A 19,129-nucleotide genomic window follows, 5' to 3' on the forward strand; every position below is an offset into this window, starting at 1 on the left:
CGGGACCGCGAGCATTGAAGCGGACCACCCACGGGACCGCGAGCATTGAAGCGGACCACCCAGTCGCGCACGATCTGAACTGTCACACTGCCGAGCCGAGCGGCATCGGCGCGTGAACCGCCGTCATAGATCGATGCGAGCGAAAGAAGCCGCCGCGCCTGATCGGCATCACGCGTCTGACGAGCTAGCCGCCGCAACCTGACCCCGTCGAAATCCGACCGCAATGAAAGCGCTGAACCCATCGCAAACCTCCTGTTTGCTCCACAGATTCAGATTCGTCCGTCGTTGGGAATCCCCAAGAGAGTCAGTCTTACCGACGACTGGTATAACGTGGCTTATGCGGGTAGCAACAACCGTAGTGATGGCATACGACGCCCGCGGCCACCCTTTGGAAAAACGACCTTCAGGGCTCGTTGAAGGCTGAAACATAGAGAATGATCCTGCCTCTGGGATCATTTTTGAAAATCAGGCCGCCTCGCGCCTTTGATCTTCCAGGAACATAGTCCATTACGGTGCTGGCTCTCTCGACGATATCGGAACCATCACGGATCTCGCCGTTGACAGCGACCTGCGATGCGGTTGCGCTTGCAACATTCGAAACTTCGAAAGACACCTGAAACCCGTTGCTGCGCTGTTCAGTGATGACTACGGTTGCGGTGAGGTCAGGTGATGTATCCTGATCTTTAAACGCGTCTTTTGCGATCCAGAAAATCACCACGAGTACGATTACTGCGGATACCAGTCCGGTGACCCACTCGACCCAGTGCGGATGGTTTGCCTCGAGACGTTTGTCGCCGATTGTTTTGGTCATGAAACCCTCAAAGGATAAGTCGAGCGGCAGCCGCTCCGATCGCACCGGGAAAACTCAGGATGACGATCGCCATGAGCACCTGCGTGGAACCCAAGTCGTCAGTGCGGTGGAACGTCCAGAGACAGTAGGCGCTGATGGATCCTGCTATCACGTAGCCAGGTAAGGTAAAGCGCACAAAAGCATGCCAACTTGGCGTACCCTCCGCCAGATCGTGGCTTCCATGAAATGACAGCGCGTAAACGAATCCATGCATGACGATTAGCGACGCTGCGATGATGACAAGGCCGTGCCAAGGCGTCATCTTAAACGAAAGCAAGATCATCTCCTCGGTGGGCGCCACGTTCAGATTTAAAAACAGCGCACCAACCGCCATCAGAAAGAGCTCGCCGCCATAACTTGTCTCGCGATTTTGAACTGGATCATCGTCATCCTCAGTTTCTTCATCGTCAGATTCGCCGCCCAGTTGGCTCCTGCCCAACATGGCGCCAATGCTCGCCGGCACCCCTAGCAGAGCAATCATGCCCACAATCTCATGTGAGGTTTGACCAGTCCGCAACACGCCTATGGAAGAGAGGATCAACGTGCTCGCTACCATACCCAATGCATAGGCGATAACAGCATCTCGGACAGATTGCCCCCAACCCGAAGTCTGCTCAAACCCTATGCGGCGAGACAGGACTATCAACAGAGGCAAATTGATCAAAAGAAGCAGCAACAGTCGGGTGCGATCCATGTAGAAGCCAAGCTCCCACATTTCCATCGTCATAAACATCGGCAGAGCGAACAGAAGAGCGCCCGCAACGCCGCGCGCGATTCCAGCGAGAAATTTGCTTGTATCGAATCCACCACTTGCGCCGACTTTCAAACCCAATCTCGTTCTCCACAGAATGACTCTGGTCATGCGCGAGGACCGGATCGTCGCAATGCCGAACCTTAACAGCATCGAAGAGTGGACGCGACGACAATCACGTCACGCTAATCAAAGACTTTTCAATATCCAACCCTCCTGATAGGTTCTGACTTTGTTCGCGGTCATTTTTGACGCATCCATCGCGGTATATGGAGCTTCGTCTATACCGAATTTAAAGTAGGCGCACATCAAGGATAACGGCATGGCGGTTGCCTATCTGGAAAAACTGAACGAGCAGCAGCGCAAGGCCGTCGAGCATGGCGTTGGGCTGGCTGAGGGCAACACGGCAGGGCCTCTGTTGATCATTGCTGGTGCAGGCTCCGGCAAGACGAACACGCTCGCACACCGGGTGGCACATCTCATCGTCAATGGTGCGGACCCGCGCCGCATTCTCCTGATGACCTTTTCGCGCAGAGCCGCCTCGGAAATGGCCCGCCGCGTCGAGCGCATCTGCCGCAATGTGCTGGGTGCCAATGCCGGTGTCCTGACAGACGCCCTTGTCTGGTCCGGTACATTCCACGGTATCGGTGCGAGACTGCTGCGGATGTATGCCGAGCAGATCGGTCTCAACCTGGACTTCACAATCCACGACCGGGAAGACAGCGCTGATCTGATGAACCTCGTGCGGCACGAACTCGGATTTTCCAAAACAGAAAGCCGCTTTCCGACCAAGGGCACCTGTCTTGCGATCTATTCACGCGCAGTCAACTCGGAGACGCCGCTGAACGAGATCCTGCGCCAGCATTATCCATGGGTCGCCACATGGGAAGAACAATTTAAGGAATTGTTCGGAGCTTATGTCGAGGCCAAGCAGGCGCAGAACGTGCTCGATTACGATGATCTCCTGCTCTACTGGGCGCAGATGGTCAGCGATCCCGATCTCGCCGACGATATCGGCAATCGCTTCGACCATGTCATGGTCGACGAGTATCAAGATACCAACAAACTCCAGTCGTCTGTCCTGATGGCGCTCAAGCCCGGCGGGCGTGGCCTGACCGTCGTCGGCGACGATGCCCAGTCGATCTATTCGTTCCGGGCAGCGACCGTTCGCAACATTCTCGACTTTCCAACATCTTTCAGCCCTGCCGCCGATGTCATCACACTCGATCGCAATTACCGCTCGACCCAGCCCATTCTGGCGGCAGCCAATGGCGTGATCGAATTGGCGCGCGAGCGTTTCACCAAAAACCTGTGGACCGAACGGGAGTCGCTCGAGCGACCCAAACTCGTGACCGTCAAGGACGAGACCGAACAGGCCAATTTCATTGTCGAGCAAGTTCTGTCCAATCGTGAGACTGGCATGACGCTGAAACAACAGGCGGTCTTGTTCCGGACGTCCAGTCACAGCGGTACGCTCGAAGTCGAACTCACCCGTCGCAATATCCCCTTCGTCAAGTTCGGTGGCCTGAAGTTTCTCGACAGCGCCCACGTGAAGGACATGCTGGCCGTGCTGCGCTTCGCCCAGAACCCGCGTGACCGGGTTGCGGGTTTCCGTCTTCTCCAAATGTTGCCGGGCATCGGTCCCAAAAAAGCTGGCACCATTCTCGACACGATCGCCTCCGACCCCGAACCGCTCCTAGCACTCGCGGAAATTCCACCACCACCGAAGACAGGCGAAGACTGGACATCATTCGTTCAATTGTTGGGAGGGCTTCGCAAAACGCAGGATGGCTGGCCGTCGGATATCGCGCAGGCCCGTCTCTGGTACGAACCCCATCTCGACCGCATCCATGAAGACGCCGATACTCGCAAGGCCGATCTCCTGCAGCTCGAGCAGATAGCCAGCGGCTATCCCTCGCGCGAACGTTTCCTGACCGAGCTGACGCTCGACCCGCCGGATGCCACCAGCGATCAGGCGGGCGTACCATTGCTCGACGAAGACTATCTGATCCTGTCGACCATCCACTCGGCCAAGGGACAGGAATGGCGTTCCGTCTTCATGCTCAACGTTGTCGATGGCTGCATACCGTCGGACCTGGGGACAGGAACGACGCAGGAGATCGAGGAGGAACGGCGTCTGCTCTATGTCGGCATGACGCGGGCCAAGGACAGCCTGTCGCTGATCACGCCGCAACGATTTTTCACACATGGTCAGAACTCGCAGGGCGACCGGCACGTTTATGCATCTCGGTCCAGGTTCATCCCCGCGACATTGCTGCAATATTTCGAACCGATGGCTTGGCCGAAGGTCTCGGCCGCAGCATCTGAACGCAGTGCCCAGCAGATCCGCATCGATGTCGGGGCACGCATGCGCGGCATGTGGAAATAGGAGCGACCGATGTGCAATCTCTATAACGTGACCACGACACGTGACGCAGTCCTGCAGTTCACTAAGGCATTCCGTGATCTGGCAGGGTGGAACGAGGCGAGCTTCGACGTCTATCCTGGCTATCAAGCTCCGGTTGTCCGCGCCGCTGCGGACGGAGTTTAAAAAGCGCTTGCAAGCGCGACGAAATTCCCAACTTGTGAATTGATAAACTTCCCAATCAACTCCCTTGATCGCTCGGCCACTCCGAGCAGCTTCCTGGTCGACGGTTGAATGCTTCCAGTCAAGTTTTTTCTGAGCGTGAAGCGTCAAGCAAAAGAATTGGTATGATCATTGCGCATTATCGAAATTCATCATACATATTTGCAAGGCCTACACTTGGCTGATTTCGATTTATGGTGACCGACGTGCCCGAAAAGCAAAAACGTAGCAAATCATCCGGGTCTCTTGTCACCAAAGTCAGTGTGAGCCTGCGACAGGCTATTGCGTCTGGCCAATATGGGCCCGGCGACCGCTTGCCCAGCGAGATCAAGATGACGGAAACTCATGGCGTTAGCCGCACCGTCGTTCGGGAGGCGGTGACGGCTTTGCGTTGTGATGGATTGGTGGAAGTTCGTCAGGGTGCGGGCATTTTCGTTCTTAGAAAAGAAACAGATCGCTCTTCGGTAAAGATCGACAAGGCGAGATTGTCGTCGGATCTCGAAGTACTGGAAATTCGTACTCCACTTGAAATCGAGGCTGCAGGGCTTGCCGCACTTCGCAGGTCGCCGTCCCAGGAAGAGGTGATCTTCGATTGCCATGCCAAGGTGCTGGACTGTATTGAGAACAATCAGTCAATCCGCGAGGCGGATCTGGCACTTCATTTTGCGATTGCGGCAGCGACCAACAATCCTCTGTTCACGCAATTTCTGGAACTGCATGGGCAGGCGGCCATTCCGCAATCTCGCTTCGTTCCCAAGCAGCAGGAGGTTGACCAGACCACCTATCGACAGCTGATCCACAGAGAGCATGAAGCGATTATCGTTGCGATTTCAGACCGCAACGATCAGGCGGCAAAGCTTGCCATGCAGGAACATCTGCGCGGCAGTCAACTCCGCTACCGCGAGATGATGCGCGATCTGCGCGGCATCGCTGCGAACTAAAACACATCCGTACCCCAGACCTCTAATTGCGTGAGCGCCGGAAAAGGCGATGGATCGTTTGCTTTTTTCAGGTCATGCAGCCGTACCCATTCCACAGTGCGCGGCGGCATGGCGAAGGCTTGAGCAGCGCCGGATTTGACCAACGGGATTGTCAGCACGTAGCCATCTGAAAACGTCATGCTAGCCTCGTCCCACCAGGAATCGTGGGGAAAATCTGCCCTCAGATACAGCGTGACCTGATCAATGAGCACGTGTCGCCCGAATGCCAGAGTAAGCGTTGCCGCCGGGTCTTGATTGATGCCCCAGCTGGTATAGGGCCAGAAGCCGTGATCCGTATTGGCCTTCTCACCATCTATGGCGTTGCGGGCTGCAAAGACGGCCTCGCCGCGCGTTTCCACATTGGCTTTCGCATGGGGAAATAGCGTCGTATTGTCGTGGTGATCGAAGGGATTGAACGCCAGGTTTCGGCGCGTCAAAGCCTCATCCGGGTGGGCGCGACAGGCGGAGATGCGGTGGAGATTTCCCAGAAATGCCTGCGGCGGATAAGTCTTGCGCGTTAGGCCGAAGGGAACAGGCAGCGAGAAATCCGTGCCAGCCATAAAGACGCGCGCGGGCGGCACGCCGGCATCAAGGCAGAGCTCGATATGGCCAGGCTCTGCCGCTTCGACCACAATCCTGTCGCCTTCAGCGTATTCATCGCGATAGACCAGAAAGACCTCGTCGTCGGACCTGGCTTGCGACAGCACCTTGCCTGATACGTTGATAACTTTGAGTGTGAGCTTCATTGGCATTCTCCCTTAGCGGATGACGAGGCGAAGGCGCTTGCCCTTGAGCGGAATGAGTGTTCGGTGGATGGTGTCAGGCCATGATTGGCGCAAGCGCGGATCATCGATCTCAATCAATTCGATGGTGGGGACCTCCGCACCTTCGATATAGATGGAACCGAGGTCACCCAGAACCAGCGTGTTGCCAGCAATGCGAGGTTTTTCGACCGTCATTAGAGACAAAACGGCATCGCGCTCGCCATCATAGTCATCAATGATCTCAACATGCTGACCACGGATGAGCCTAATGGTCCTGGTGTAGCTTCGCACAGCGGCCTCGGGCGGATAGGCACCTCCGAGCTCCAGCGAGATTTCGGCATGCGTTTCAGTGAAATCGACGCAGAAATCGCGGGCTGCAAAGCCCTCGCCATCCTTCTGCATCATACCACCGAAGCTCGGCAAAGTGTGGAACGCCGACTGCATCGTCCAGATGCCGTACCGCTGCGGCGAGAAGGTTTTGGCCGTATAGGTTTCCACGCCGACATCGATGAGGAAGGGGCGTCCTTGCTTGTAGAGCGTGATGCTGCCGACATCGTTGTGGTTATGGCTTTCGCCATTGTTGCCGCCCTTGACGGCGAGATCGAAGATATCGTCGCGGGCGATGGCGAGTTCTATGCCGGGGTAAAACATATCGACTTTGGCGGGTGGCGTAAAACGAGCCTCGGTTAGTTCCTTTTCTGCCAGAACCGTTTGCACACGATACCATAGGTTCCATTCATCCTGCATCAGATGCTTGGACGAGCGCTTCCAGCGATCTACGGCGAAAGCCTGAAGCGACGGCGATGCAATGGTTTTGCCGACGAGATACTCACGAAGGCCGCTGGTTTCAAACCGCGCCGGGGCGTCTGCAAAATTGAAGAACTGGTTATCGGCCACATGCATGTGCCGGATGAATTCGGCCATGTTGCGGAGCTTGTTTTCGCGCAAAAGCGCGCCTGTCACGCCGGGCGCCGCTTCTTCCAGAACTGCCAGTCCTGTGAACTGGCACAGCGTCGCATGGCCATAGTAAAGAGCGCCCTCTTCGCATGCTCCATCATCCGCATAGTCTTTTTGGAAAGCGTCGAGACTTTTCAGGGCCTGTTCGACAACGGCACGACGGGTGGACTGATCGGTCGGGCGCAGGAATGTCGACAGAAGGACGTTCTGCGTGATCCACGCCGTCCAGTTGTTCATCCGCTCATCGCCATTGCCCATCCACCAGAAGTGGCGCGAAAGGTAGGGCTTTATGATGCGATGGTCGATCTCGCTGGAAATCCGTGCCACAAGGATGGCGTCCAGTTGGGAGGCGAGCAGGTCCGAGACGAGTGCCAGGTTGGCGGCCGTCTCGGCTGCGAAGAGATCGATAATCGGTTTTTGTGGGTCCGGTAGCGGAGTACGCGGACCGCCACGGACATGGGAATTATGCGCTGGCAGCTGCCAGCCGCTTTCCTCGCAGATGAGCCACAGGCCGTCGATGATCTCGGCTAAGAAACGCCCCTCGCCCTCCATACATTCACCCAGAACCAGCGCGTTCAGCTTCAGGCGGCGCGCGAAATAGAGCGCTTCGAAGCGCGAGCGGTTGCCGTTTTTTGTGTATTCCAGATAATCGCTGGCAAAAATGGTGGACCACGGTTCATCAAGCGCGCGTGTGGCGACATCGATCAGCTCCGCGCGACTGGCCTGCGACGCGGAGCGACGAATGCGCTCGACCGTGACATCGGCTGCAAAATCACCCAGCCTATCTGGCAGGAGCGGTATCAGTTCTGCAAACACGCCCTTAACCTCCCGCGCGTTCGATCTTCGATACGAAGCCTCCTATCATACGTCTTTTCAAATCTCCAGATAATTTGTCTGACTTTAGGTGAAGTTGTTTGACCAATACAGATTTTGTGTTATCAAAACGGCTGGAGGCATCGGGTGAAAATCTGATTGCAGGAGATGTTGCAGCCGGTCTGCGCCGATCATGACGACGGCCGGCCGACAATGGGAGGAATGCCGTGGCCATTGTGACCGCGTCCGACACACAGGCGGCCCCATACCGCAAGAAGAAGGTGCGGATCGTTTCCAAGAGACGACGCCGGATCGAAAATGCGCTGATCGCCTATTCCTTCATTGCCCCGAATTTTCTCGGCTTTGCCATCTTCACGCTCGGCCCCATTCTCTTCGCATTCGCGTTGGCCTTCATGCATTGGGATGGCTCCAATGCCATGAGCTTTGCGGGGCTGGATAATTTCTGGCGGCTATTCGAAGACAAGGCGTTCATCTCGGCCTTCTGGAATACGATCGTCTACACCGTCGTTTCCGTGCCTGCCACGCTAGCCTGCGCGCTGGGACTGGCCGTCCTTCTCAATCAGAAAATACTCGGGCGGGATTTCTTTCGCACGGCGATGTTCTTTCCCTATGTCGCGTCGCTTGTGGCCGTGGCTGTCGTCTGGAACATGATTTTCAACCCCGAAATGGGGCCGGTCAACATGCTGCTCTATACGCTGGGCATGGACCCGGCGGATATGCCCGGCTGGGCGGCGGACCGGCATTGGGCCATGGTCACCGTCATTCTCTTCGGCATCTGGAAGAGCATGGGTTACTACATGGTGATCTATCTCGCCGGACTTCAGGGCATCAACTCCGAGCTTTACGAGGCGGCGGGGCTGGATGGCGCCAATGCCTGGCAGAAGTTCATCCACGTCACACTGCCGCAACTGGCACCGACGACGTTTTTCGTCACCGTCATGCTGACGATCCAGTCGTTCAAGGTTTTCGATCAGGTCTATATGATCACGCAGGGCGGACCTGGCACATCCACGCTCGTTCTCGTCTACCACATCTACAACGAAGCCTTCATTTCCTGGGATCTTGGCTATTCCAGCATGATTGCGCTCGTTCTGTTCTTCCTCGTACTGGCCGTTACCGTCGTCCAGTTCAAACGGCAACGAGAGGACTGAGGCGATGCGCATCATGGGCCGGAAAGTCACCGTGGGAACGATTGCCGTCTATGCCACGGTCATCGCGATCACTATCGTCATGCTGCTGCCATTCGCATGGATGCTGTCGGCATCGCTCAAGCTTAGCCGCGATGTGTTCGCGTTCCCCATCGAATGGATACCGGCACAGCCACGCTGGGAAAACTACACGGAAATCTGGACCAAGATTCCGCTGGCTCTGTTCATCTACAATACATCTAAGCTGACAATCATCGTCACCATCATGCAATTGCTGACGTCCAGCTTCGCGGCGTACGCCTTTGCCAAGTTGAACTTTCCCTATAAGAACACGCTGTTTCTGGGCTATATCGCCACCATCGCCATGCCGTGGCAGGTCTATATGGTGCCGCAGTTTCTGTTAATGCGCGAATTCGGCCTCAACAACACGCATCTGGCGCTGATCCTGCTGCAGGCCTTTACCGCGTTTGGCGTGTTTCTAATGCGCCAGTTCTACATGTCGATACCCAACGAGTTGTGCGAGGCTGCGCGTATCGACGGCATGAACGAATACCAGATCTGGGCGAAGATCATGCTGCCGCTCTCCAAGCCCGCTCTGTCGACGCTGACGATCTTCACCTTCGTCACGACATGGAACGACTTTCTCGGGCCGATGATCTATCTGACGAAAACCGAGCTGAAGACCATCCAGATTGGGCTCCGCATGTTTATTTCGCAATATTCGGCGGAATATGGGTTGATCATGGCCGCCTCCGTGGTGGCGCTGATCCCGGTTCTGATCGTTTTCCTGGCACTGCAACGCTTCTTCGTCGAAGGCGTCGCTTCCTCCGGGATCAAGGGTTGATATCATGCTGAATTTTACCAACACCCAACCAAATCCGATCACCTCTGCCGAAGTCGATGCGGCGATGGCCACAGCCGTTGAACAGGTGCGACGCAATCTGCTGGAATTTACCTACAAGGCGCAGAACCATTCCAGCGTCGGCAATTTTTATCCAGCCGTTGCCAACGACCAGTGGACCGCCGGTTTCTGGCCAGGGCAGATATGGCTGGCCTTCGAGCACACGGGCGACAAGGTTTTTCAGCATGCGGCGCAGATACAGGTGCAAAGCTTTCTGCACCGGATTGAAAACCGCATCGAGACCGACCATCACGATATGGGCTTTCTCTATTCGCCCTCCTGCATCGCTGCGTGGAAATTGGTCGAGGATGAGGATGGCAAACGCGCAGCCCTGATGGCTGCCGACCAATTGATGGAGCGGTTTCAGCCCATCGGACAGTTCATTCAGGCATGGGGCCGCAAAGGCAACCCGAATGAATATCGCTATATCATCGACTGCCTGTTGAACCTGCCGCTGCTCTATTGGGCGGCCGAACAGACGGGGCGCGAGGACTACCGCGATGTTGCGCTGGCCCACGCCCGCACGACGCTCGCCCATTCCGTACGAGCGGACGATTCCACCTACCACACCTTCTACATGGACCCGGAAACCGGCGCGCCGGTTCGCGGCGTGACGAAGCAGGGTTATAGCGATGAGAGCTATTGGGCACGCGGCCAAGCCTGGGGCATTGCAGGAATGGCGTTTTCCTATCGCTACGAGCGCCTACCCGCCTATCGCGATGCGTTCGAGCGGCTACTGGCCTTTTATCTGAAGCGCCTGCCGTCCGATCTCGTGCCCTATTGGGACCTCGTCTTCACGGAGAAAGACAACGAGCCACGCGACAGTTCGGCAGCGGCCATCGTTGCCTGCGGCTTGTTGGAAATGGCCGATCTGGAAGAGCCTGAGAAAGCCGAGCAGTATCGCGACCTAGCCCGGCGCATGGTGAACAGTCTTGTCGATAGCTATTCGGTCAAGGACCCCAAGATTTCCAACGGGCAGCTTCTGCACGGCACCTATTCGAAGAAAACGCCGCACAACACCTGCCGCGGCGAAGGCGTCGATGAGTGTGTGTCGTGGGGCGATTATTATTATCTGGAAGCCCTGACGCGATTGTCGCGCAACTGGGCCTCCTACTGGTGAGCGCGTGAGGACGATATGGCAAGCATTTCGCTGAAAAAACTCAACAAGACCTTCGGTGCGCTCAAGGTTGTCCACGATATCGATCTGGAGATTGCCGACAAGGAATTCATCATTCTGGTCGGCCCTTCCGGCTGCGGCAAATCCACGACGCTACGGATGATTGCCGGGCTGGAGGAAATCTCCGGCGGCGAGCTTCGTATCGGCGAGGACGTGATGAATGACGTGCCCTCCAAGGACCGCGACATCGCCATGGTGTTCCAAAACTATGCGCTTTATCCGCATATGACGGTGTATAAAAATATGGCATTCGGGCTGCAACTCAGAAAAGCGCCACGCGAGTTCATCGATGAAAAGGTGAAGGAAGCCGCCAATATTCTCGACATCACCCATCTTTTGAACCGCAAGCCGAAAGCGCTTTCCGGCGGGCAGCGGCAGCGCGTCGCCTTGGGCCGCGCCATGGTCCGCAACCCGGAGGTCTTTCTTCTCGACGAGCCGCTGTCCAACCTCGACGCCAAGCTGCGCGGCACGATGCGTGCTGAAATCAGCAAGCTGCACAAGCGGCTGGATGCGACCTTCATCTATGTGACGCATGATCAGATCGAAGCCATGACGATGGCCGATCGCATCGTGGTGATGAAGGACGGACACATTCAGCAGGTGGATACGCCACAGCAGCTTTACGACCGGCCTATCAATATGTTCGTTGCCGGCTTTATCGGCGCGCCGCAGATGAACATGCTGCCGGTGACGTTGAAGCGCAACGGTGAGCGTTTCACCGCCGTCTTCGATGGGAAGCCGATGCCTTTGCCCTCTAGTATAGATGCCGAGAGGCTGCGCCCTTACGAAAACAAGGACGTTATCCTTGGCATTCGTCCGGAGAATTTTCACGAGTTTGCACCTGCCGATATAGACGCAGCCAATACCGTACCATTCAATGCCACGTTGGAACTGGCCGAGCCGATGGGATCGGAGGTTCACTTAAACCTCGTCGCAAGCGGCAAGGCGCTGATCGCGCGCGTCTCGCCGCGCTTCAAGGGCAGACTGGGCGACGATATCACCCTCATTGCCGATCTGACCGGCGCGCAGGTGTTCGACCCGGAAACGGAACGTTCCATTCTCTACTGAACCGCTGGGAGGCGCATGATGCAATGGCTTGAGGGACTATGGACAAGGGAGGGAGCCGGGATCGACAAGGATGCCCCGCGTCCCACCGGCCTTGCCCTGTTCTTCGATATTCTGAAACGGGAATGGTGGGAGCTGGTGAAGCTCAATCTTCTGTTTCTGATCATCAGCCTGCCGTTGGTCACGATCCCTGCGGCGACGTTCGCCATGGCGCGAGTGTCCCGCTCCATCGTATCGGATGAAAACACTTATCTGCTGCGCGATTTTGTTGAGGCTTTTCAGCACTACGCTTGGCGCGGCACGGTGCTGATGCTGGCCATTGCAGCCATGATGGCCGCGAGCACCTATGCCGTGACAACCTATGCAATAGCGGTGCCGGATGCGCTGATCTACAGCCTACCATTGGCGATCAGCGTCGTCGTGACGCTGTTTATCAGCCTCGTATCCGCCTACGCCATCGTGCTGACGGTGACACGTGATGTGTCGCTTGTCAGTTTGTTTCGGCAAGCGGCATTGCTGGCGCTGGTAAAACCGCTGCCGATGCTGGCAGCACTGGCTTTCGTCGCCGCTCTCTGGCTGGCCCATATCCTGTTCTATCCGGTGTCGGTGTTCATGCCCGCCACCATCAATTTTTCGCTTGGCATCTTCGCCATCTGCTTTGCAGCACGGCATATCGAGACCTTTGACCTCAAAGGGACGCGCTACCGATAAGATCAACAAACCACACACAGTCCGGGAGGAAACCGACTATGAATTTTAACACGACACGACGTGCATTCGCTTTGGCCACCGCAGGCATTGGTCTTGCCATAGGTATGGGAGGGGCAGCGTTTGCGCAAAGCGATGCGCCGGTAACCCTGAAATGGGCGCTGTGGGATCTTGACAAAGGTGCCTATTTCAAACCGCTGATGGATGCCTACAAAGCCAAGCACCCCAATGTGAGTTTCGAGCCTGTCGATCTGGGTTCGCAGGACTACACGCAGATGATTTCGACGCAACTGACCGGCGGCTCGAAAGACATCGACATCGTCACCATCAAGGATGTGCCGGGTTACGCCAACCTCGTGCGTGCGGGCAACATCACCGATCTCAGCAGCTACATGAAGGATCAGAAGATCGACCCCGCCAGCTATGGCGGGCTGATCGAGGAACTGACGGTAGACGGCAAGATCTACGCCTTGCCATTCCGTTCCGATTTCTGGATCGTCTATTATAACAAGGACGTCTTCGACAAGGCGGGCGTCCCCTACCCCACCAACGACATGACGTGGGCGCAGTTCGATGAGATTGCCACCAAGCTCAAGGGCGGCATGGGCCAGAACCGCACCTACGGCGCGCTGTTGCACACATGGCGCTCTACCGTGCAGCTTCCCGGCATTCAGGATGGCAAGCAGACGCTGGTCGATGGCAAATACGAATTTCTGAAGCCCTGGTACGAGCGGGCGCTCGCACTGCAAAAGAGCGGTGCGATCCCCTCCTATGCATCGCTGAAAACATCCAACACCCATTATTCCGCGCTGTTCTTCAATGGCACCATCGGCATGTTGCCGATGGGAACGTGGTTCATGGGCACGCAGATCGCCAAGGTAAAGTCAGGCGAATCCAAGAGCGCCAATTGGGGTATCGTCAAGTTCCCGCATCCCGATGGCGTTGAGGCTGGCACGACGGCAGCGCAGATTTCCGGCCTGTCGGTCAATTCCAACTCCGCGCATAAGGAAGCGGCGCTTGATTTTATCAAGTTCGTGACCGGCCCAGAAGGGGCAGCCATCGTCGCCTCGACCGGGACCTTCCCGGCGCTGAGATCGGACACGGTTGCACAGACCATTGCCGCTCTTCCCGGCTTTCCGCAGGACCAGAACAGCAAGGATGCGCTGAAAGCCGGTAAGGCCTATCTGGAAATGGCCGTCAATCCGAATGCTGCTCGCATCGAGGTCGTGCTGAACCGCGTCCATGATGCGCTGATGACAGACAACATCTCCATCGATGACGGCATCAAGGACATGGACGACGGTGTCAAAGCCATCAAGTAAGCATCAGGCGGTCGCAGGTCTCTTGCGACCGCCGTTTTTATGATCTGTTTTTGGAAGACATGCCGTGCATCACGATAGCGCCAAGGCCAACCCGCTTTTCAACAATCCGCTGCTTACGAGAGACGACCTTGCTAAAGCGGTAATGGATTTGTTCAACCCGCTTCTTCCGTATTTTTCCGAGGGCGGGGCGCGAGTCCGGCTAAGCGCCACGGGTGCGATCTTCGATTATCCGGCAGCGGAACTGGAGGGATTTGCAAGACCGCTTTGGGGCATCGTTCCACTGGCAGCGGGCGGATATGACTTCCCGCATTGGGACCTGTACCGGCGCGGTCTGGCGAATGGTACCAATCCTGATCATGCCGAATATTGGGGCGATGTTGCCGACCGCAACCAGCGGCTTGTAGAACTGGCGGCCATCGGTTTTGCACTGGCCATGGTGCCTCAGCACATCTGGGAGCCATTGGACGAGGCCGACAAAGAGATTGTCGCCGCCTACCTGCTGGCAGCGCGGGAACGGGAATTCGTAGATAATAACTGGAAGTTTTTTCGTGTTCTGATCGATCTTGGTCTAGAACGGGTGGGCGTGGCCTTCGACACATCCAAAACGCATGCCTATCTCGATGAGCTCGAGGCTTTCGACATTGGCGATGGCTGGTATCGCGATGGACCGGTGCGGCGGGTCGATCATTACGTGCCCTTCGCCATGCATTTCTACGGGCTGATCTATACGGTGCTGGCCAAGGGCGATGATGCGCGCAAAGCCCGGGTGCTTCTACGCTCCAAACGCTTCGCCAGCGATATCCGCCATTGGTTCGGCCCGGATGGCGCTTCGCTCGCCTTTGGCCGCAGCCAGGCCTATCGTTTCGCAGCGGGTGGCTTCTGGGGCGGGCTTGCCTTTGCCGATCTTGAGGCGCTGCCATGGTCTCAGGTCAAAGGCTACTATATGCGCCACATCCGTTGGTGGGCCAGGCTGCCGATCTGTGATCGCGACGGCGTTTTATCAATCGGTTACGGCTACCCCAACCTGTTGATGAGCGAGAGCTATAATTCCCCCTGCTCGCCCTATTGGGCGCTGAAGTTCTTTCTGCCACTGGCACTATCCGCCGACCATCCATTCTGGACAGCACAAGAAGAAGAGCCTGAAACATTTGACGAACCGATACCCTTGCCACAACCGGGCATGGTCGCGTTCCACACGCCCGGCAACGTCGTCATCCTCTCCTCCGGCCAGCAGCACGACAAGATGCGCGGCGCGCAGGAGAAATATTCGAAATTCGTCTATTCAACCCGTTATGCCTTCAACATCGAAGCAGACGACAGGCATTTTGCGGCGGCCAGTTTCGACGGAATGCTGGGACTTTCGGACGATGGTGTGCACTTTCGCACGCGTGAGACGATGGAAGAGGCGTTGATTGCAAGGGACTTCCTGTTCTCGCGGTGGAGGCCATGGGCGGATGTCGACATCGAGACGTGGCTCGTGCCACAAAACCCTTGGCACATCAGGTTGCACCGCATCCGCACCCCGCGTCCGTTGCACACATCCGAAGGTGGATTTGCCATAGAACGAGCCGATTTCAACCGGGACCGAACAGAAGAGGGAGAAGGCCGTGCCGTCTGCTACGGACAGAGCGACACAAGCGCCATTCTCGATCTATCGACTGGCATCCGGCGGACAGGGCTCTGCCATCAGGCAATCGCCAACACCAATCTCATTCACCCCAGAACCCTTGTTCCGCAATTACGAGGCACCATCCCGACAGGCGAGACGCTTCTTGTAACAGCCTGTGTGGCGCAACCCGCCACCAAAGCAGCGGAATCGGCATTGGCCACATTGCCCCTTGCTCCTGATGTATCAGAGTTGGAAGAGATGTTCAGGCGCGATGGACGGCGGGTTCCAGCCTTCGCCCTCAACGAAAATCGCGAAGGTTGATGCAGATGACGGACGAACCGCCGGTGATTTCCCAAAGGTCTGATCGGCTGGATATCGTGACCTGGGAACGGACACAGGAGGATATCGACACTCCCGACCATCAGGCACGTTTGCAAGGCTTGAAACACTCCGCCAATGCTCATTTCGGGTCTGGAGTTTACATCGCCGCCAAAGCCGAGGTGCATACCGACAGACTGACGATGGGCGCGCAGTCGTGGATTGCCGGTCATGCCATCGTGCGCGGTGACATTGAACTGGGCGAAAACGTATCGATTAATCCCTACGTCTGCATTTCGGGAAAGGTCACGATCGGCAATGGTGTGCGTATCGCCTCACATGTCAGCATTGTCGGTTTCAACCATGGTTTCGATGATATCGAGACCCCCATCTACCGCCAACCGCTGACCTCGATTGGCATAGAGATCAGCGATGACGTCTGGATCGGTGCCAATGCGGTTGTGTTGGACGGCGTGAAAATAGGACGCGGCGCGATTATTGCCGCTGGTGCCGTGGTGGCGAAGAACATTCCTGCTATGGCCATTGCAGGTGGTGTCCCCGCCCGCGTTTTGAGATATCGTGGAGAAAAGGCAGCGCAGGCTTCCAAACCGCCAGAAACCGATCGCCTGCTACGTGAAATCGGCGAGAAAATCGCAGGTGATTGGCAGGCTGTCATTCGCTTCTATGAAAAAGACGGAATCTATCGTTCAGCCGATGCATCCGGGAATGACGTCGAAAGTGTCAGGCATATGTGCGATGCCATCGAGATCGCCGCCGCTTTCGGGCAACAAGAGACCGCTTTTGATGCCGAAAAAACCGTGGCCCACCTTCAGGCTATGCAGGAAACCGAAACGGGGCTGTTTTTCTCCGCCAACCAACGCCACTCTCTGCCGCCGGAACAGGACCCGGATGTCCTCTACAATATTTTGGCTGTCGGATATGCGCTCGAATGTCTCGGTGCTGCCCCGACAAAACCTATTGCTTTCGTTGAGGATATGAGTGCTGACGATCTCATTCATCTTCTCGAAACCCTGCCTTGGGGAAGCCGGGCATGGCACTGTGGTGCCACCCTAGACGCCCTCGCCACAGCGCATTATTTCAACAGGCGCTACTTTAGCTCCGGCAACAACCTCGCCGGTCTTTTCGGTTGGCTGGCAATGAATGCCAACAAAACCACTGGCCTATGGGGCGATCCGACCGCCGCACAGGGTCTGCTGCAACCGGTCAACGGCTTTTACCGGCTAACCCGCGGCTCCTACGCTCAGTTCGGCTTGCCCGTTCCCTATCCGCAGACGACAGTCGATTCAGTTATCGCCAATTATCACGCCTATGGCACGTTTCAGGGAAAGGACTACAATGCCTGCAACCTGCTCGATACGATCCATCCACTTCTTTTGTGTCTGAAGCAGAACGATCACAGGCAAGACGAGGCAAAAGACATTGCCCGCGAAACGATAAGACGAACCAGTAAAACCTGGCAAAAATGCAGGGGATTTGCCTTTGCGGAGGGTCATCCTGCCGGATTACAAGGCACGGAAATGTGGATGTCTGTTCTTTGGCTTTCTGCGAAGCTACTGGGTAATGAACACTTGTTGCCGTTTCAACCAAGGGGTATTCATCGCTTCGAACCAGCGACCATCGTCGGCGAGTTTCGTGATGGCAAACGGCATCTTCCAAAGCGAATTTAAGTTACATGAATTGACCCCAGTTATTATGCGCCGCACCGTTAGGAATTCTTGCCTGACCTGCGCAATTTAGAATTCTGCGACCTTGCCCCAGACAGAGGTATTCAGCCGTCCAGGTTGGTATGGAACCGGGTCGACAATGGGTGTTGCCCCGGTCACGATATCGGCGACCAGATGCCCTGCCCCCGGTCCGATGCCGAAACCGTGGCCGCTGAACCCGGCCGCCAAAATGAGGCCGGGAACGGTTTCGACCTCGCCAATCGCCGGTACGCCATCCGGTGTGCTATCGATGAAACCGGCCCAGCTGTTGGCAATCGTTGTCTTTCGCAATTCCGGCAGCAAATCCTGGGCGCGACGAAAGGTTTCGTTTATTTGCACTTGGTCGGTTTTAGGGTCGAGAATACGGTTCTTTTCCATCGGAGTGATTGCATCCAGATGCCATTTCGTCAGCGTCTCATGGCCCGCCTTCCAGCCTTCCAGCCCACCGAGGGCCAAGCTTTTGCGGCGCTTGAGAAACATCGGCACGAACTCACGGGAAAAGCGAAGCTGCTGGGGCGTGGGATCAACCCGTGCCCTGCCGCTGATCGCCAGTGTATAACCGCCATCGCCACGGCTGGTGATGGAAACATCCGCCGTGTGCAAAGCATCAGGCAGACCTTGCGCACCCGGCGTGACCGATAAAATAGAAGAGCGGATAGCGGCTTGCGGAAAGCGGACGCCAAGCTGGTGGCAGAATGACGATGCCCATGCCCCGCCAGCCAGAACCACGGTTTTCGTACCGATCGTTCCGTGTTCGGTCACGACACCGGAAACCTTGCCTGCTTGCAACTCCAGACCGCGTGCGGCACACATCTGATGGACGGTTCCGCCCAGTTGGATGAGCGCGCTCGCCACTACGGGTGCGGCCCTTGATGGGTCGGCTATGCCGTCTGTCGGTGAAAATACGCCGCCTTTCCAATCCCGGTTGGTGGCGCGGCCTCGTTCTTTTGCTTCATTCGCACTCAGCATATGGGTGGTTACACCGACGGTGCGGGCAAAATCACGCCAACGCGCCCAGCCCTCGAGCTCAGCCTCATTGTTGCTCAGATAGAGCAACCCGCAGCGCCGAAAGCCGGTCTGTTCGCCCGTTTCCTGGCCGAAACGCTCCCAAAGCGCCAAGCTGTGCGTCGACATTGGCAACTCTCGGGCATCCCGGTTCTGCTGGCGGCACCAGCCCCAATTGCGGCTGCTTTGTTCGGCACCGATCAATCCCTTTTCGACCAGCGCCACCTTCAAGCCGCGCTGTGCCAAATAATAGGCGGAAAACACGCCCGCCACCCCGCCGCCAATGACGACAACATCAGCTTCTTTAGGCAATTGTGATGTGGTCTCGATGCGGTATAGCGGTGCGGGCATTGCGTTCTCCTGAAGACGCAACAATACTACTCCAAACGCCTCTTCGCACCTGCTGCAAGACGCCAGCTGAACAGAATT

The 19,129-nt window shown here is 56.6% G+C and carries 15 protein-coding genes and 2 pseudogenes; 11 read left to right on the forward strand and 6 right to left on the reverse strand.

Features of this window, described 5'->3' with window-relative positions; all coding sequences use genetic code 11:
* The 3 genes and pseudogenes from DSM25558_RS16955 to DSM25558_RS16965 form a co-directional block, all read right to left on the reverse strand.
* Positions 1-242: pseudogene (locus DSM25558_RS16955) on the reverse strand (IS630 family transposase); the annotation flags it as partial.
* A gap of 161 nt (positions 243-403) precedes the next feature.
* Positions 404-811, reverse strand: a complete 408-nt coding sequence (locus DSM25558_RS16960) for a TIGR02588 family protein (RefSeq protein WP_077105879.1) — start codon at positions 809-811, stop codon at positions 404-406.
* A gap of 7 nt (positions 812-818) precedes the next feature.
* The gene (locus tag DSM25558_RS16965; protein ID WP_083716545.1) at positions 819-1,712 is read right to left on the reverse strand and encodes a TIGR02587 family membrane protein; all 894 of its coding nucleotides are present in this window, start codon (positions 1,710-1,712) and stop codon (positions 819-821) included.
* 211 nt (positions 1,713-1,923) lie between these two features.
* On the opposite strand from DSM25558_RS16965, the gene DSM25558_RS16970 reads away from it, so the two are divergent.
* The 3 genes and pseudogenes from DSM25558_RS16970 to DSM25558_RS16980 all read left to right on the forward strand — a co-directional run bounded on the left by DSM25558_RS16970 (position 1,924) and on the right by DSM25558_RS16980 (position 5,129).
* Positions 1,924-3,990: an ATP-dependent helicase gene (locus DSM25558_RS16970; RefSeq protein WP_077105881.1), complete on the forward strand. Its 2,067-nt coding sequence runs from the start codon at positions 1,924-1,926 to the stop codon at positions 3,988-3,990.
* 9 nt (positions 3,991-3,999) lie between these two features.
* Positions 4,000-4,146, forward strand: a pseudogene (locus DSM25558_RS16975) (SOS response-associated peptidase); the annotation flags it as partial.
* A gap of 236 nt (positions 4,147-4,382) precedes the next feature.
* Positions 4,383-5,129, forward strand: coding sequence for a FadR/GntR family transcriptional regulator (locus tag DSM25558_RS16980; protein WP_077105882.1), 747 nt, complete (start codon positions 4,383-4,385; stop codon positions 5,127-5,129).
* Here DSM25558_RS16980 and DSM25558_RS16985 read toward each other — a convergent pair.
* Together DSM25558_RS16985 and DSM25558_RS16990 are read right to left on the reverse strand one after the other, a co-directional pair.
* A complete protein-coding gene (locus tag DSM25558_RS16985; RefSeq protein ID WP_077105883.1) occupies positions 5,126-5,914 on the reverse strand; it encodes a DUF7402 domain-containing protein in 789 nt (262 codons plus the stop codon). The two genes, DSM25558_RS16980 and DSM25558_RS16985, sit on opposite strands and share 4 nt — an antisense overlap.
* Positions 5,915-5,926: 12 nt before the next feature.
* Positions 5,927-7,705: a heparinase II/III domain-containing protein gene (locus DSM25558_RS16990; protein ID WP_077105884.1), complete on the reverse strand. Its 1,779-nt coding sequence runs from the start codon at positions 7,703-7,705 to the stop codon at positions 5,927-5,929.
* Between the two features lie 224 nt (positions 7,706-7,929).
* On the opposite strand from DSM25558_RS16990, the gene DSM25558_RS16995 reads away from it, so the two are divergent.
* The 8 genes from DSM25558_RS16995 (at position 7,930) to DSM25558_RS17030 (ending at position 17,659) form a co-directional block, all read left to right on the forward strand.
* Positions 7,930-8,874: a carbohydrate ABC transporter permease gene (locus DSM25558_RS16995; protein ID WP_045231937.1), complete on the forward strand. Its 945-nt coding sequence runs from the start codon at positions 7,930-7,932 to the stop codon at positions 8,872-8,874.
* A gap of 4 nt (positions 8,875-8,878) precedes the next feature.
* Positions 8,879-9,715 (forward strand): carbohydrate ABC transporter permease, encoded by an 837-nt coding sequence (locus tag DSM25558_RS17000; protein ID WP_077105885.1) that lies wholly within the window; start codon positions 8,879-8,881, stop codon positions 9,713-9,715.
* A gap of 4 nt (positions 9,716-9,719) precedes the next feature.
* Positions 9,720-10,892 (forward strand): glycoside hydrolase family 88 protein, encoded by a 1,173-nt coding sequence (locus tag DSM25558_RS17005; RefSeq protein ID WP_077105886.1) that lies wholly within the window; start codon positions 9,720-9,722, stop codon positions 10,890-10,892.
* 15 nt (positions 10,893-10,907) lie between these two features.
* Positions 10,908-12,017: an ABC transporter ATP-binding protein gene (locus DSM25558_RS17010; protein ID WP_077105887.1), complete on the forward strand. Its 1,110-nt coding sequence runs from the start codon at positions 10,908-10,910 to the stop codon at positions 12,015-12,017.
* Positions 12,018-12,032: 15 nt separating this feature from the next.
* Positions 12,033-12,725, forward strand: coding sequence for a DUF624 domain-containing protein (locus DSM25558_RS17015; protein WP_244554237.1), 693 nt, complete (start codon positions 12,033-12,035; stop codon positions 12,723-12,725).
* A 38-nt stretch (positions 12,726-12,763) separates the two neighbouring features.
* Positions 12,764-14,044: an ABC transporter substrate-binding protein gene (locus DSM25558_RS17020; protein WP_077105889.1), complete on the forward strand. Its 1,281-nt coding sequence runs from the start codon at positions 12,764-12,766 to the stop codon at positions 14,042-14,044.
* Between the two features lie 64 nt (positions 14,045-14,108).
* Entirely contained in the window at positions 14,109-15,974 is a 1,866-nt protein-coding gene (locus DSM25558_RS17025) for a DUF2264 domain-containing protein (RefSeq protein WP_077105890.1), read from the forward strand.
* Between the two features lie 5 nt (positions 15,975-15,979).
* The gene (locus tag DSM25558_RS17030) at positions 15,980-17,659 is read left to right on the forward strand and encodes an acyltransferase (RefSeq protein WP_077105959.1); all 1,680 of its coding nucleotides are present in this window, start codon (positions 15,980-15,982) and stop codon (positions 17,657-17,659) included.
* 66 nt (positions 17,660-17,725) lie between these two features.
* Here the strand turns inward: DSM25558_RS17030 and DSM25558_RS17035 are convergent, their stop codons facing one another.
* Positions 17,726-19,051, reverse strand: coding sequence for an NAD(P)/FAD-dependent oxidoreductase (locus DSM25558_RS17035; protein ID WP_077105891.1), 1,326 nt, complete (start codon positions 19,049-19,051; stop codon positions 17,726-17,728).
* Positions 19,052-19,129 lie beyond the last annotated feature (78 nt).

Origin of the sequence: Agrobacterium sp. DSM 25558, assembly GCF_900100825.1 — a bacterium.
Lineage (GTDB): Bacteria > Pseudomonadota > Alphaproteobacteria > Rhizobiales > Rhizobiaceae > Agrobacterium.

Excerpts from the sequence above, each read along its gene's own strand:
- DSM25558_RS16960 (WP_077105879.1), bottom strand. The coding sequence starts at position 811 with ATGACCAAAACAATCGGCGACAAACGTCTCGAGGCAAACCATCCGCAC.
- DSM25558_RS16965 (WP_083716545.1), bottom strand. The coding sequence starts at position 1,712 with ATGACCAGAGTCATTCTGTGGAGAACGAGATTGGGTTTGAAAGTCGGC.
- DSM25558_RS16970 (WP_077105881.1), top strand. The coding sequence starts at position 1,924 with ATGGCGGTTGCCTATCTGGAAAAACTGAACGAGCAGCAGCGCAAGGCC.
- DSM25558_RS16980 (WP_077105882.1), top strand. The coding sequence starts at position 4,383 with ATGGTGACCGACGTGCCCGAAAAGCAAAAACGTAGCAAATCATCCGGG.
- DSM25558_RS16985 (WP_077105883.1), bottom strand. The coding sequence starts at position 5,914 with ATGAAGCTCACACTCAAAGTTATCAACGTATCAGGCAAGGTGCTGTCG.
- DSM25558_RS17000 (WP_077105885.1), top strand. The coding sequence starts at position 8,879 with ATGCGCATCATGGGCCGGAAAGTCACCGTGGGAACGATTGCCGTCTAT.
- DSM25558_RS17005 (WP_077105886.1), top strand. The coding sequence starts at position 9,720 with ATGCTGAATTTTACCAACACCCAACCAAATCCGATCACCTCTGCCGAA.
- DSM25558_RS17010 (WP_077105887.1), top strand. The coding sequence starts at position 10,908 with ATGGCAAGCATTTCGCTGAAAAAACTCAACAAGACCTTCGGTGCGCTC.
- DSM25558_RS17015 (WP_244554237.1), top strand. The coding sequence starts at position 12,033 with ATGATGCAATGGCTTGAGGGACTATGGACAAGGGAGGGAGCCGGGATC.
- DSM25558_RS17020 (WP_077105889.1), top strand. The coding sequence starts at position 12,764 with ATGAATTTTAACACGACACGACGTGCATTCGCTTTGGCCACCGCAGGC.
- DSM25558_RS17030 (WP_077105959.1), top strand. The coding sequence starts at position 15,980 with ATGACGGACGAACCGCCGGTGATTTCCCAAAGGTCTGATCGGCTGGAT.
- DSM25558_RS17035 (WP_077105891.1), bottom strand. The coding sequence starts at position 19,051 with ATGCCCGCACCGCTATACCGCATCGAGACCACATCACAATTGCCTAAA.